The sequence below is a fragment of the Achromobacter marplatensis genome (assembly GCF_002209535.1).
Lineage (GTDB): Bacteria > Pseudomonadota > Gammaproteobacteria > Burkholderiales > Burkholderiaceae_B > Achromobacter > Achromobacter marplatensis.
On sequence record NZ_NJIG01000004.1, the window covers coordinates 296,706 to 310,730 of the forward strand.

Consider the following 14,025-nt stretch of genomic DNA (forward strand, 5'->3'; position numbering starts at 1 on the left):
CACGGCCATGAAGCACGCGCCCGTCCTGTTTGCCTTCGTGTGCCTGCTGGCGGGTTGCGACCGGCGGCAGGCGCTGTCGGTCGATGCACTGGCCGACAATCCGGCACGGCTGCATGCGCTGCGTGCGCAGTGCCGGCATGGCGAACATGACGGCGCGTTCTGCGCACAGGTCGCCCAAGCCGACCTACGCCGTCTCCTCTCCGGCCAAGCCGGCCCGGACGAATATCAGACGCTCGCCGATCTGCCGCCGATCCCGGCCAGCTTCGACGGCCCCGACGCGCCGCTGGAGGAACGGCCATGAACGACGTTTCGATCATCGACCACTTCCTCAACGTCTTCTCGACCTACATCGACTCCGGCTTCGGCCTGCTGCGCGGCGAAGTCGCGTTTCTGACCGCAACGCTGGTGGCGATCGACATGACGCTCGCCGGCTTGTATTGGGCGCTCGGCCACGCCACCGGCCAGGGCGAAGACGTGATGGCGAAGCTCATCCGCAAGGTGCTCTACGTCGGAGCCTTCGCCTACATCATCGGCAGCTTCAACATGCTGGCGAGCATCGTGTTTCGCTCGTTCGCTGGCCTGGGCCTAACGGCCACCGGCTCGACCTTGAGCATGGAGACGTTCCTGCAACCGGGGCATCTCGCCAAGACCGGCATCGACGCGGCAGCGCCGATCCTCGACCAGATCAGCGAGATGGCCGGCTTCCCCGAGGTGTTCATCAACCTCACACCCATCGTCGTGATGTTCCTCGCTTGGCTGGTGGTCATCCTCTGCTTCTTCGTGCTGGCGGTGCAGCTTTTCATCACGCTGATCGAGTTCAAGCTGACCACGCTCGCCGGCTTCGTGCTGGTGCCATTCGCGCTCTGGAACAAGACCGCGTTCCTCGCCGAAAAAGTGCTCGGCAACGTGGTGTCGTCGGGCATCAAGGTGTTGGTGCTGGCCGTCATTGTCGGCATCAGTACGGGCTTGTTCGCCGAGTTCCAGGTCACGCCCGATGAACCTTCCATCGACCATGCGCTGGTCGTGATGCTGGCCTCGCTCGCCATGCTCGCGCTCGGCATCTACGGGCCGGGCATCGCCACGGGCCTTGTGTCCGGCTCGCCGCAGCTCGGGGCCGGCGCGATGGCTGGTGCGGCGCTAGGCGCGGCGGGAACAGCCGTCGCTGTCGGCGCTGCCGCTACCGGCGTTGGCGGTGCTGTTGCTGCCGGTGCTCGCATGGCGCCGGCCGCCGCCAGCGCCATCGGCAGCGGCGCCCGTGCCGCCGCTTCGACCGCGACCGGCGCGCGGTCGGCGTTCCAAGCCGGTTCCGCCGCCGCCGGCGGCGGCGCGAAAGGCGCAATGGCTGGCCTGGGCAATGTTGCTAAGACTGGCGCGCAAGCAGTCGGCCAGAAGGCCGCCGCCGGGGTGCGCTCAGTTGGGCAGCGCGCAGCCGCCGCGTTTCGCTCGGACGGCGCGGGCGCCGCCGCATCCGGTGCCAGCGCATCCGGTCAGGCCGCGAGCGAAGCACAAGCCAACACTGCCGAGCAGTCGCAGCCCGCCTGGGCCAAGCGGCTGCACCGCCGTCAACAGATCGCCCATGCGGCGACCACTGCCGCGCACACATTGCGCGGCGGGGACGGCGGTGGCTCGGCGCAAGGCCCAAGCCTGGGCAATTCCGATTCTTGAGGAGAACGAGCCATGCGATTCAAGCGACCGCAGGTGCGCTACGCCGATACACCGCAGCCTGCCACCCCGTATCAAGCCGCCGCGCAGGTGTGGGACGAGCGTATCGGCTCGGGCCGCGTGCAGGCGAAGAACTGGCGGCTGATGGCCTTCGGCTGCCTCGTGCTCGCCCTGCTGATGGCAGGCGGCCTAGTCTGGCGCTCGGCGCAGTCCATCGTCACGCCCTACGTGGTGGAGGTGGACAAGACCGGCCAGATTCGCGCCGTCGGCGAAGCCGCCACGCCATACCGACCGGCGGATGCGCAGATCGCCTACCACCTCGCGCACTTCATCACGCTGGTTCGCTCGCTGTCCATCGACCCGATCGTCGTGCGACAGAACTGGCTCGACGCCTACGACTACACCACCGACCGCGGCGCGGCTGTACTCAACGATTACGCCAGCAAGAACGACCCGTTCGCCCGCGTCGGCAAAGAATCCGTGACGGTGCAGATCACCAGCGTCACGCGCGCCAGCGATTCGTCGTTCAACGTGCGCTGGACAGAACAGCGATTCATCAATGGCGCACCGGCCGGCACCGAACGCTGGAACGCCGTGCTTTCCATAGTCCTGCAAACCCCGCGCACCGAGCAGCGCCTGCGCAAGAACCCGCTGGGCATCTACGTCAACGGGCTGTCGTGGAGCCGCGAACTGGATGCGTCCGAAGGAGCCAAACCATGAAATCACTGCAAACCCGTCCTCTGCTATTACCCAAGCCCGGCAGTATCGAAAGAAAAACCCGTGTTGGGCGCAGCCAACCAGACGCCGACGAAAACGAATACCGCCGGCGTTTGAACGATGGGCTGATGCTGGCTTTCCCGCTGTTTTCGCCGCGCTTCGGACTGGATCGCCAAGTCCTCTACACGGTCAGCTTGTTGACCTTGGTGGCTGCGCTCGCTGGCTGCGCCTCGCAAGGCAAGCCGCCGCCACGCATCTCGCTCGATGAGCCGGTGCAGGCGCAGGCGCTACCGGAACCGCCCAAGCCTGTCGAAGTGGTGACGGTGCCGAAGGTGTTGCCGCTGCCGGCGCAGATGAAGCCACTGCCGGAAGCGGACGAGGCCAAGCCCGCACCGGAACCGGCCGACGAAACTGTGCGCGTGTCGCGCGCCAACGCCGAGGCGCGCATCGCGCCAACGCGCGAGGGCTACGTCAATGCGATTCAGGTCTGGCCCTTCACCGACGGCGCGCTATACCAAGTCTATGCCGCGCCGGGGCGCGTCACCGTGATTTCGCTCCAGCCCGGTGAGGAGCTGGTAACGGTCGCCGCCGGCGATACCGTGCGCTGGATCGTCGGCGACACATCCAGCGGCGCCGGCAACGATCTGCGCGTGAACGTGCTGGTAAAGCCCATCCGCTCCGGCCTTAAAACGAACGTGGTCATCACTACCAGCCGGCGCACCTACCTGATCGAGCTTACCTCGACCGACAAGGCATGGATGGCGTCGGTATCGTGGGAGTATCCGAAAGACCAGATGCTCGCGTTGCGGCGTCAGGATCAAGCCGCGCAAGCGGCCGCGCCGGTCGATACCGGCTTGTCGCTGGAAAAGATCCGCTTCCGCTACGCGATCAGCGGCAGCAATCCACCGTGGAAGCCGTTGCGCGCCTTCGATGACGGAGAGAAGGTCTATATCCAGTTTCCACCGGGTATCGCCCAAGGCGAACTGCCGCCACTGTTCGTCATCGGCGCGCAGGGCGACGGGCAACTGGTGAACTACCGCTTCCGCTCGCCGTACTACATCGTGGATCGGCTGTTTGGCGCGGCCGAACTGCGTCTCGGCGGAGACAAGGGCGACATGGTGCGCATCGAGCGTACGGATGGCACGCGGGGGAACTGACCATGAGCCACGACGGAATCCCGGACGTGCCGATTCCTGATGCCACGCCGAAGGTCGCGCCGGAGAATGTGGCGCTGCGGGCGCAGCCACGCCCGGTGACACGTCTCAATCGGCGCACGCTGGCGCTGCTGACTGGCGGCCTCGGCGTCGCGGTGCTGGGCGCAACGATGTGGTCATTGCAGCCGACGCACCGGCGCGGCGGCAACGAGCCGGCCGAGCTTTACAACGTGGATCGCGTGTCGAAGTCCGAAGGACTCGACCAGCTTCCCGCCGACTACTCGAAGCTGCCGCCGAAGGTGCCAGAGTTGGGGCCGCCGCTGCCGGGCGATCTGGGGCCGGCTATCGTGAACTCGCAGCAGCCAGCGGTGGCCCGCTACACGCCGCCCGGCCAGGATGCGGCGGCAGCCGAGCGTGACGCGAGGCGCAAGGAAGCCGAAGCGGCAGCGGGATCGTCGGTGTTCTTCCGCTCCAGCAACCAGCGTGCCGCTTCTGCGCCTGCGCAAGTGGCGGCTGCCGGCCCGTCATCTGGCTTGCCCGGCTTCGACCCGCAGGCCGCTGGGCCGGCCTCGACGGCGGCGCAGCCTGCCGACCCGACCACAGCTCAGAACCGGCAAGACCAGAAAGAGGCGTTCCAGAAAGCCGGAACCACGGAAACCCGTAATTCCGGCAACCTGCAAATGCCGTCCTCGCCCTATCAGGTAATGGCGGGGACGGTAATCGCGGCGGCGCTGGTGACAGGCATCAAGTCGGACTTGCCCGGCGACGTGATCGGCACGGTGACGGAGCCGGTGTACGACACCGCCACCGGCCGCTATCTGTTGGTCCCGCAGGGTTCGCGCATCTTCGGCAAGTACAACAGCCAGGTCGCCTACGGGCAGAGCCGGGTTCAAGTCGTCTGGAACCGCATCATCCTGCCCGACACGTCCTCGCTGACGCTGGACAACCTGGCTGGCACCGATCCGGCCGGCTACGCCGGCCTGGAGGATGGCGTCGATTGGCATTGGGATCGCGTCTTCGCCGGTGCGGCGCTGACGACGCTGCTGGGCGTCGGCGCCGAACTGGCCGCGCCGGAGAACCGTAACGGCGATCGCGTCATCATCGCCGGCCGCGACAGCCTGCAGGACAGCGTTAATCAGGTCGGGCAGGAGATGACCCGGCGCAACCTCAACATCCAGCCCACTTTGACCGAGCGGCCGGGCCTGCCGGTGCGCATCATCGTCAACCGCGACCTGGTGCTGCGGCCCTACCAGCCGCTGTTCTTCAATCGGGGAGCTTCGCAATGAGTACGACCAAGAAGCTGCGGCTCGGGCCGCTGCCCAAGACCGAGAGCATCAAGCTGACCTTCGCCTGTCCGGCCGGCCTCAAAGCCGACCTCGACCGCTATGCGGTGCTGCACGCGCAGACCTACGGCGAAACGGTCGATGCAACGACGCTGATCCCGCACATGCTGGAGGCATTCATCGCCGGGGATCGGGGATTCAGGAAGGGAGCGGCAGTCGCCAAGGCTTCGCCGCCGAAACCGCCCTGATGCTGTGGACGAGTCCGCTAGCATCCCCATGACGGAAGCGCAGCCCACGGGCTGCGCTTCGCTTTTGAGGGCGTCTTGCGATAAGTTGGGGCTATGATGACGACGCGACCTTGCCCGCTACGACGCCCCTGCGTTTACTACCGCGAAGCGCCTATGCGGCACCTAGCTCGATAAGCAGCAAGAGCACATGGTGGTCGAAATCTGGCCTAACCTCTCGCCCCATAAGACCTTTCGCACCGCTGCATGTCCGCACTAAGGGCTTGACAGCGGACATTTTTTATTGCCCGCAAGGCAGTGCGGCGGCGACACAGTGTGGCGTTTTTGCCGCAAAACTGTGCGCTCGCGTCAACAAGTGTTGTCGATGAATCCAGGCTGCCGAGCGGGCCGAACGCATCGGTTGTTCTATTTGCGAGCAAAGATTCATATTTATTTTCAAGGCGTTAACGCGGATTTCCACGCCTGGCGAAGAGTCAGCTGCGCGTCATTATCCCAACCATGGAAAGTAGTTCGTCGAAATCCGTGTTACTTCGGGTTGCCGCAAGCCGGACACTAGATTCAGTGCAGACGCCGCCTGCTGGTTCGCAGCGGCACGCGAAGGCCCCGTCGTTCGGACGGCGCGTTTGCGGCTGCCTTTCATCTCGCCATTTTGGGGATTTACATGAAGAAGACGCTATTGGCCGTCGCGTTGCTGGCAGGCTTTGCCGGCGCCGCGCAAGCCGCCGACTCCGTAACGCTGTACGGCTTGATCGACGCCGGTGTCGGCTACGAGCAGGTGAAGTTCAATGGGGTGTCGCAAAGCCGCTTCGGCGGTGTGCAGGGCGTGAGCAGCGGTTCGCGCTTCGGCCTGCGCGGCACGGAAGATCTGGGCGACGGCCTGCGCGCCGTGTTCACGCTGGAAGGCGGTTTCGGTCCCATGAACGGCAATTCGCTGCAGAACGGCCGCCTGTTCGGCCGTCAAGCCACCGTGGGCCTGGACAGCGATTCCTGGGGCCGCCTGGAATTCGGCCGTCAGACGAACCTGGCGTCGAAATACTTCGGTTCGATCGACCCGTTCTCGATCAGCTACAACACCGCCAACATGGGTACCACGTTCGGCAGCGCCAACACGATGCGCCTGGACAACATGGTCCTGTACCAAACCCCGAGCCTGAACGGCTTCAAGGTAGGCGTGGGCTACTCGTTCAGCGCGGACGACACGCTGACGGAGAAGACTAGCTCGACGGGCGTGGTCACTCCGGGTCAAACCGGCTTCGCTACCGGCAACAACAACCGCGTTCTGACGGCCGGTGTTCAATATGTCAACGGTCCGGTGAATCTGGCGGCCGCGTACGACCGATTCGACCCGACCAATGATCGCGCTGGCGGCAAGAATGCCGCACGCATCCAGGAATACATCATCGGCGGTTCGTACGACTTTGAAGTCGTGAAGCTGGCTGCTGCTTTCGGCCAGACCCGCGACGGCTGGTTCGTGGGCCAGAACATGGGCACCACGCCCGCCGGCATGAACAACCTGGGTTCGTTCAAGCTGGCTGACGGCTTCCGCGCCAACTCGTACCTGATCGGCGCCACCGTGCCGCTGGGCCGCCACGCCATCTTCGGTTCGTGGCAGCGTGCGACGCCGGGCAACGACAAGCTGACGGGCGACGACGCCACGTTCAACGTGTACAGCCTGGGCTACACCTACGACTTCACCAAGCGCACCAACCTGTACGCGTACGCCTCCTACGGCGACAACTACGCGTTCCAGCACGATGCGCGCGACACCGCCGTCGCGATGGGTATTCGTCACCGGTTCTAAGCGGCAACGCGCCCGGCCGGACCTTGCTGAATGCGCGGCTTATCTCCGTGAGCCGCCGAGTGACAGCGAGCCCCCCCTACATGGGTCCGGTCGATCGCGCTTGACGGTCAGAAGGGAAGGGCCTCCGCAAGGAGGCCCTCTCGCATTGGGGCGGCGGTGGGATGCCTGGCGCCGCTGCTACAGGAACAGCTTGTAGGCGGGGTTGTCGGTCTCGTTCCAATGCGGATAGCCGAGTTCGGCCACGAACGTGCGGAACTGCTTCTTGTCGGCCGCCGGCACCTGGATGCCGATCAGGATGCGGCCGTAGTCGGCGCCCTGGTTGCGGTAATGGAACAGGCTGATGTTCCAGTCCGGGTTCATCGCGTTCAGAAAGCGCATGAGCGCGCCCGGGCGTTCCGGGAATTCAAAGCGGTACAGCAATTCATCGCGCGCCAGCGCCGAACGCCCGCCCACCATGTGGCGCAGGTGGGTCTTGGCCATTTCGTCGTGCGTCAGGTCCAGCGTGTCGAACCCGTGGCGGCGGAAGTTCGCGGCAATCTTGTCCGGTTCGGTGGCGGACGACACCTGGATGCCGACAAAGACGTGGGCGCGGTCCGCATCCGAAATGCGGTAGTTGAATTCCGTCACGCTGCGTTCACCCACCAATTCACAGAAGCGGCGGAAGCTGCCGCGCTGTTCGGGCATGGTCACGGCGAAGACGGCTTCGCGCATTTCGCCCACTTCGGCGCGTTCGGCCACGAAGCGCAGGCGATCGAAGTTCATGTTGGCGCCGCAGGCGATGGCCACCAGCGTCTTGCCCTTCAGATGGTGTTCGGCCGCGTACTGCTTGGCGCCGGCAACCGCCATGGCGCCTGCCGGTTCCAGCACGCTGCGGGTGTCCTGAAAGACGTCCTTGATCGCCGCGCAGATCGAATCCGTGTCCACCACGACGAAGTCGTCGACGTACTTGCGGGTCAGCTTGAAGGTTTCAGCGCCCACCATCTTGACGGCGGTGCCGTCCGAGAACAGGCCCACGTCGTTCAGTTGCACGCGTCGGCCGGCGCGCACGCTGCGCAGCATGGCGTCGGAGTCCTCGGTCTGCACGCCGATGATCTTGATCTCGGGCCGCAACTGCTTGATGTAGGCGGCCACGCCGGAGATCAGGCCGCCGCCGCCGATGGCGACGAAGATGGCGTCGATCGGGCCCGGATGCTGACGCAGGATCTCCATGCCCACCGTGCCCTGGCCGGCGATCACGTCGGGATCGTCGAAGGGGTGGACGAAGGTCAGCTTTTCTTTCTTTTCCAGGATCTGCGCGTGCGCATAGGCGTCGGTGAAGCTCTCGCCCGCCAGCACGACCTCGCCGCCCAGCCGGCGCACTGCGTCGATCTTCACCTGCGGGCTGGTCGTGGGCATGACGATGACGGCGCGGCAACCCAGGCGGCTCGCGGCCAGCGCCACGCCCTGGGCGTGGTTGCCGGCCGAGGCCGCGATGACGCCGCGATTGCGCACGGCGGGCGTCAGGTTGGCCATCTTGTTGTAGGCCCCGCGCAGCTTGAAGCTGAAAACCGCCTGCGTGTCCTCGCGCTTGAGCAGGACCGTGTTCGAGATCCGCTGGGACAGCTGGGGCGCTATTTCCAGCGGCGACTCGACCGCGACGTCATAAACCTTGGAAGTCAGGATGCGTTTCAGATAATCAGTGGACATGGACCGCGCGTAGGGACAAGAGTGGGGACGTGGGCACGATTATTGCAGGGAAAGGCCCCAATCGTTTCCGACCTGGGTCCTCTTGCGCGCGGCTACACTCGCTCATCATGGAAGAAAGCCTCTTATCTGCTGTTCACTGGCTCCTGGGGATGCTGGCACTGCCCTCGGTGGGCTTGTCGGCCATCTTCACGGTGTCGCTCGTTTCCGCCACGCTGCTGCCGCTGGGCTCCGAACCCGCGGTGTTCGGCTACATCAAGCTGTCGCCGGACATGTTCTGGCCGGCCGTCCTGGTGGCCACCGCCGGCAATACCGTGGGCGGCGCAATCAGCTACTGGATGGGCCTGGGTGCCGAAAAAGCGGTCGAACGCTGGAAAGAGGCGAAGGCCCCCACGCCGCACCCGCGAAGCGGGCTTGCTGCCCCCCAAGGGGGCGTTCTCCCCTTGGGGCGGCCCGGCGGGGAGAATTATCCCCACCCGCACCCCGACGCGACCGAAGGCGGCCGCATGCGCGGACGCTGGAACGAGCGCGCGCACGACTGGATCCACCGGATGGGTCCGCCGGCGCTGCTGCTGTCCTGGTTGCCCGCAGTCGGCGACCCGCTGTGCGCGGTAGCCGGTTGGCTGCGCTTGCCCTTCTGGCCATGCGTCGTCTATATGGCGATCGGAAAATTCCTGCGCTATCTGGTCATGACCGCCAGCCTGCTGTGGTTCTTTCCCGGCCAACTCTGACACTGACACCACGCTTAAATAGGGACGGATATTCGCCGTTTCCTGCTGCTTTTGGCCGGCTTCCTAGGGGTATTTGGGGTCAAGTCCGCCCGATGGCATAAAATAATTTTTTATGGGCCCCTCTTGCCGCCATGAACGCCCCACTCGCTAGCCACATCTTGAACGGGGCGATGCCGCCCGCAGCACCCGCGCGATTGCGCGAAATTCCCTACAACTACACGTCGTTTTCCGACCGCGAGATTGTCGGCCGGTTGCTGGGCGAAGACGCCTGGAGCCTGCTCGGCGACCTGCGCGGAGAACGCCGTACCGGCCGCTCCGCCCGGATGCTGTACGAAGTGCTCGGCGACATCTGGGTCGTGCGCCGCAACCCGTACCTGCAGGACGACCTGCTGGACAATCCCAAGCGCCGCAAGCAGCTCATCGACGCCTTGCATCACCGCTTGGGCGAGATCGATCGCCGCCGCGAGCCGGGCTCCCCCACCGAGGAAGGCCACGATCCGCATCGCGACGAAAAAGTCGTCGGCCTGCTGGGCCGCGCCCGGTCCGCCATTGCTGCCTTCGAAGGCGAGTTCGACCAGACCGCCATGATGCGCAAGCAGGCGCAGAAGGTGCTGGGCCGCATCACGGCGCGCGACAACATCAAGTTCGACGGCCTGTCGCGCGTATCCCACGTGACCGACGCCACCGACTGGCGCGTGGAGTACCCCTTCGTGGTGCTGACACCGGACTCCGAAGACGAGATCGCCGCGCTGGTCACCGCCTGTATTGAGCTAGGCCTGACCATCGTCCCGCGCGGGGGCGGCACCGGCTACACGGGCGGCGCCATCCCGCTGACGTGGAAGTCGGCCGTCATCAATACCGAAAAATTCGACAAGCTGGGTAAGGTCGAGTCCTGTATTTTGCCCGGGCTCACGGAGCCCGTGGCCGTCATCCATGCCGGCGCCGGCGTGGTGACCAAGCGGGTGTCCGAAGCGGCTGAGGCCGCCGGCTTCGTGTTCGCCGTGGACCCGACCTCGGCCGAAGCGTCGTGCGTGGGCGGCAACATCGCCATGAACGCGGGCGGCAAGAAGGCCGTGCTGTGGGGCACCGCGCTGGATAACCTGGCCTGGTGGCGCATGGTCGATCCGGACGGCAACTGGCTGGAAGTCACCCGCCTGGAACACAACATGGGCAAGATCCATGATGTGGAGATGGCCCGCTTCGAGCTCAAGTGGTTCGACGGCAAGGGCAAGCCCGGCGAGCGCCTGCTCAAGACCGAAACGCTGGAAATCAAAGGCCGCGTGTTCCGCAAGGAAGGGCTGGGCAAGGACGTCACGGACAAGTTCCTGGCCGGCCTGCCGGGCATCCAGAAGGAAGGCTGCGACGGCCTGATCACGTCCGCGCGCTGGGTGCTGCACCGCATGCCGCGTCACACGCGCACGGTCTGTATGGAATTCTTCGGGCAGGCGCGCGACGCCATCCCGTCGATCGTCGAGGTCAAGGGTTACCTGGACGGCGAAGGCCGTGCTCGCGGCGCCATCCTGGCCGGCCTGGAGCATTTGGACGAACGCTACCTGCGTGCGGTGGGCTACGCCACCAAGAGCAAGCGCGGCGTGCTGCCCAAGATGGTCCTGATCGGCGATATCGTGGGCGACGACGATGACGCGGTGGCGGCTGCCGCCAGCGAAGTCGTGCGCCTGGCCAACACGCGCCACGGTGAAGGCTTTGTGGCCGTCAGCCCCGAGGCGCGCAAGAAGTTCTGGCTGGACCGCTCGCGCACCGCCGCGATCGCGCGCCACACCAACGCCTTCAAGATCAACGAAGACGTCGTGATTCCGCTGCCGCGCATGGGCGAATACACGGATCACATCGAACGCATCAACATCGAACTCTCCACCAGCAACAAGTTGAAGCTGCTGGGCGCGCTGGACGCGTACCTGTGCACGCCGCTGCCGGTGGGCAAGGCGGACGACGCCGACATCGACGGCACCCGCGCCGAAGTGCTGGCCGAGCGCACGCGTCAGGCGCTGGAACTGCTGGGCGCCACCCGCCAGCGCTGGCAATGGCTGCTGGACAACCTGGATCTGCCGCTGGGCCAGGCGCTGCCGGAACTGCAGGCGCTGGGGCTGGGCGACGTGCATGCCGCGCTCTCCGAGCGCCTGGCCGCGCAACCCGGCGCCCGCGTGTTCGACATCGTGCAGGACCGCACGATCCGCGTGTCCTGGAAGGTGGAAGTGCTGCCCGGGCTGCAGCGCGCGTTTTCGGGCGCCGCCTACAAGAAGATCGTCGATGAGCTGGTCGCCATCCATGGCCGCGTGCTGAAAAGCCGCGTGTTCGTGGCGCTGCACATGCATGCCGGCGACGGCAACGTGCACACCAACATCCCGGTCAACTCGGACGACTACGAGATGCTGCGCGAGGCCCATCAGGCCGTCGACCGCATCATGCAGATTGCCCGCGACCTGGATGGCGTGATCTCGGGCGAACACGGCATCGGCCTGACCAAGTACGAATTCCTGACCGAAGCCGAACTGGCGCCGTTCCAGGACTACAAGCGCCGCGTCGACCCCAACGGCCACTTCAACGCCGGCAAGCTGATGCCGGGCGCTGACTTGCGCCATGCCTGGACGCCCAGCTTCAACCTGATGGGCCACGAGTCGCTGATCATGCAGCAAAGCGACATCGGCGCCATCTCGGATTCCATCAAAGACTGCCTGCGCTGCGGCAAGTGCAAGCCGGTGTGCGCCACCCACGTGCCGCGTGCGAACCTGCTGTATTCGCCGCGCAACAAGATCCTGGCCACGTCGCTGCTGGTGGAAGCCTTCTTGTACGAAGAGCAGACCCGTCGCGGCGTCAGCCTGAAGCACTGGGAAGAATTCGAAGACGTGGCCGACCACTGCACCGTCTGCCACAAGTGCTACAACCCCTGTCCGGTCGACATCGATTTCGGCGACGTGTCGATGAACATGCGCGCCGTGCTGCGCCGCATGGGACGCAAGTCGTTCAACCCGGGCACGGCCAGCGCCATGTTCTTCCTGAACGCCAAGGACCCGGCCACCATCAACGCCACCCGCAAGGCGATGGTGGGCGTGGGCTACAAGGTCCAGCGCGCCGCGCACGACCTGTTTTCGGGCCTGGTGAAGAAGCAGACGGCCAAGCCGCCCGCCACCGTGGGCAAGCCGCCGCTGCGCGAGCAGATCGTGCACTTCGTGAACAAGAAGATGCCGGGCGGGCTGCCCAAGCAGGCCGCGCGCAAGCTGCTGGACATCGAAGACGCGAACTACGTGCCGATCATCCGCGACCCCAAGGGCACCACCGCCGATACAGAAGCGGTGTTCTACTTCCCTGGCTGCGGCTCCGAGCGCCTGTTCTCGCAAGTCGGCCTGGCCACGCAAGCCATGCTGTGGCATGCGGGCGTGCAGACCGTGCTGCCGCCGGGCTACCTGTGCTGCGGCTATCCCCAGCGCGGCAACGGCATGACGGACAAGGCCGAACAGATCATCACCGACAACCGGGTGCTGTTCCATCGCGTCGCCAACACGCTGAACTACCTCGACATCAAGACGGTGGTGGTCAGCTGCGGCACCTGTTACGACCAGCTGTCGGGCTATGAATTCGACAAGATCTTCCCCGGCTGCCGCCTGATCGATATCCACGAGTACCTGCTTGAAAAGGGCATCAAGCTGGAAGGCGCCAAGGGCGTGCGCTACATGTATCACGACCCTTGCCACACGCCGATGAAGCTGCAGGAGCCCATGAAGACGGTGCGCGCCCTGGTGGGCGACGACGCCATCAAGAGCGACCGCTGCTGCGGCGAATCGGGCACTCTGGCGGTGAGCCGGCCGGACATCTCCACGCAGGTGCGTTTCCGCAAGCAGGAAGAGCTGCAGAAGGGAGATGCCGCGCTGCGCAGCGACGGCTTTGCCGGCGACGTGAAGGTGCTGACCTCGTGCCCGTCGTGCCTGCAAGGCCTGTCGCGCTATGAAGGCGACACCGGCATGGACGCAGACTACATCGTGGTCGAGATGGCGCGCCACATCCTGGGCGAAGGCTGGATGGAAGACTACGTGAAGCGCGCCAACGCGGGCGGCATCGAGCGCGTTCTGGTGTAGGCGTCACGCCGCTTTCACACCCCTGCGCCACGCTGTGGCGCAGGGCGGACGATCCCTTTTTTCCCCATTTCGCCGACTCTTGAAGTCGGCGAAATTGCTCCCATCATTGGTCCTGAGGCGATCAGACCTGCGGTCGCACTAGCCGCGATTGCGTCGTGTCCTGATCTGTCCCTTTCCACTTGGGAGACCAACATGAGCAACTTTCCATTCAGCGATAGCGGCTTCGCGTCGGCCTTCGACGCGATTCAGGAACATATGGGGCGCGTCTTGCGCAGCGCCGGCGTGCCGGCGGCCTTGCGCGCCACCCCGCAAGCCTTGTTCCCCCCGGTGAATGTCGGGGTGTCTGGCGACTCGGTCGAAGTGGTCGCCTTTGTGCCAGGCATGCAGCCTGACGACCTGAACGTCACGCTCGAAAAGCGTGTGTTGACCATCAGCGGCGAACGTACCCCGCCGGCATTGCCGGAGAACGCCCGCTATTACGCGCGAGAACGGGCAGTCGGCCGGTATACGCGGGTGATCGAGCTGCCTGCCGACGTGGATCCAGACCTGGTGCAGGCGCGCTACACGGACGGCTGCCTGGCCATCTCGATCAAGCGCAAGGAGTCGTCCAAGCCGCGGGTCGTACCCGTGCAGTAAGTTCCGCCAACCGCATAAGGAG

General features: G+C 65.3%; 11 protein-coding genes. 10 read left to right on the forward strand and 1 reads right to left on the reverse strand.

The features are described 5' to 3' along the window. Nucleotides 1–7: 7 nt before the first annotated feature. From CEY09_RS11640 to CEY09_RS11670, 7 genes are all read left to right on the forward strand, one after another. Nucleotides 8–301, forward strand: a complete 294-nt coding sequence (locus CEY09_RS11640; RefSeq protein ID WP_023087389.1) for an EexN family lipoprotein — start codon at nt 8–10, stop codon at nt 299–301. After that, nucleotides 298–1,665, forward strand: a complete 1,368-nt coding sequence (gene trbL / locus CEY09_RS11645; protein ID WP_023087390.1) for a P-type conjugative transfer protein TrbL — start codon at nt 298–300, stop codon at nt 1,663–1,665. The genes CEY09_RS11640 and trbL overlap by 4 nt, the downstream gene beginning before the upstream one ends. Before the next feature lie 12 nt (nt 1,666–1,677). Next, a complete protein-coding gene (gene trbF / locus CEY09_RS11650) occupies nt 1,678–2,382 on the forward strand; it encodes a conjugal transfer protein TrbF (protein WP_023087391.1) in 705 nt (234 codons plus the stop codon). Next, a complete protein-coding gene (gene trbG / locus CEY09_RS11655; RefSeq protein ID WP_023087392.1) occupies nt 2,379–3,536 on the forward strand; it encodes a P-type conjugative transfer protein TrbG in 1,158 nt (385 codons plus the stop codon). Before trbF ends, trbG begins: the two co-directional genes overlap by 4 nt. Nucleotides 3,537–3,538: 2 nt before the next feature. Beyond that, a complete protein-coding gene (locus CEY09_RS11660) occupies nt 3,539–4,819 on the forward strand; it encodes a TraB/TrbI/VirB10 family type IV secretion system protein (protein WP_023087393.1) in 1,281 nt (426 codons plus the stop codon). Beyond that, nucleotides 4,816–5,064, forward strand: a complete 249-nt coding sequence (locus tag CEY09_RS11665) for a DUF2274 domain-containing protein (RefSeq protein ID WP_003160610.1) — start codon at nt 4,816–4,818, stop codon at nt 5,062–5,064. The genes CEY09_RS11660 and CEY09_RS11665 overlap by 4 nt, the downstream gene beginning before the upstream one ends. Nucleotides 5,065–5,722: 658 nt before the next feature. Next, nucleotides 5,723–6,862, forward strand: a complete 1,140-nt coding sequence (locus CEY09_RS11670) for a porin (protein WP_088588709.1) — start codon at nt 5,723–5,725, stop codon at nt 6,860–6,862. A gap of 177 nt (nt 6,863–7,039) precedes the next feature. Here CEY09_RS11670 and ilvA read toward each other — a convergent pair whose 3' ends face one another. Beyond that, nucleotides 7,040–8,548: a threonine ammonia-lyase, biosynthetic gene (gene ilvA / locus CEY09_RS11675; RefSeq protein WP_006224710.1), complete on the reverse strand. Its 1,509-nt coding sequence runs from the start codon at nt 8,546–8,548 to the stop codon at nt 7,040–7,042. A 107-nt stretch (nt 8,549–8,655) separates the two neighbouring features. On the opposite strand from ilvA, the gene CEY09_RS11680 reads away from it, so the two are divergent. From CEY09_RS11680 to CEY09_RS11690, 3 genes are all read left to right on the forward strand, one after another. Continuing rightward, on the forward strand, nt 8,656–9,276 hold the full coding sequence (locus CEY09_RS11680; RefSeq protein ID WP_088588710.1) for a YqaA family protein: 621 nt from the start codon (nt 8,656–8,658) through the stop codon (nt 9,274–9,276). Between the two features lie 131 nt (nt 9,277–9,407). After that, nucleotides 9,408–13,367 (forward strand): DUF3683 domain-containing protein, encoded by a 3,960-nt coding sequence (locus CEY09_RS11685; protein WP_088588711.1) that lies wholly within the window; start codon nt 9,408–9,410, stop codon nt 13,365–13,367. 192 nt (nt 13,368–13,559) lie between these two features. Beyond that, nucleotides 13,560–14,003, forward strand: coding sequence for an Hsp20/alpha crystallin family protein (locus tag CEY09_RS11690; RefSeq protein ID WP_088588712.1), 444 nt, complete (start codon nt 13,560–13,562; stop codon nt 14,001–14,003). The last annotated feature ends 22 nt before the right edge of the window (nt 14,004–14,025 follow it).

What these genes read in the sequence shown, in the direction of transcription:
- CEY09_RS11640 (WP_023087389.1), top strand. Translation starts at nt 8, where the DNA reads ATGAAGCACGCGCCCGTCCTGTTTGCCTTCGTGTGCCTGCTGGCGGGT.
- trbL (WP_023087390.1), top strand. Translation starts at nt 298, where the DNA reads ATGAACGACGTTTCGATCATCGACCACTTCCTCAACGTCTTCTCGACC.
- trbF (WP_023087391.1), top strand. Translation starts at nt 1,678, where the DNA reads ATGCGATTCAAGCGACCGCAGGTGCGCTACGCCGATACACCGCAGCCT.
- trbG (WP_023087392.1), top strand. Translation starts at nt 2,379, where the DNA reads ATGAAATCACTGCAAACCCGTCCTCTGCTATTACCCAAGCCCGGCAGT.
- CEY09_RS11660 (WP_023087393.1), top strand. Translation starts at nt 3,539, where the DNA reads ATGAGCCACGACGGAATCCCGGACGTGCCGATTCCTGATGCCACGCCG.
- CEY09_RS11665 (WP_003160610.1), top strand. Translation starts at nt 4,816, where the DNA reads ATGAGTACGACCAAGAAGCTGCGGCTCGGGCCGCTGCCCAAGACCGAG.
- CEY09_RS11670 (WP_088588709.1), top strand. Translation starts at nt 5,723, where the DNA reads ATGAAGAAGACGCTATTGGCCGTCGCGTTGCTGGCAGGCTTTGCCGGC.
- ilvA (WP_006224710.1), bottom strand. Translation starts at nt 8,548, where the DNA reads ATGTCCACTGATTATCTGAAACGCATCCTGACTTCCAAGGTTTATGAC.
- CEY09_RS11680 (WP_088588710.1), top strand. Translation starts at nt 8,656, where the DNA reads ATGGAAGAAAGCCTCTTATCTGCTGTTCACTGGCTCCTGGGGATGCTG.
- CEY09_RS11685 (WP_088588711.1), top strand. Translation starts at nt 9,408, where the DNA reads ATGAACGCCCCACTCGCTAGCCACATCTTGAACGGGGCGATGCCGCCC.
- CEY09_RS11690 (WP_088588712.1), top strand. Translation starts at nt 13,560, where the DNA reads ATGAGCAACTTTCCATTCAGCGATAGCGGCTTCGCGTCGGCCTTCGAC.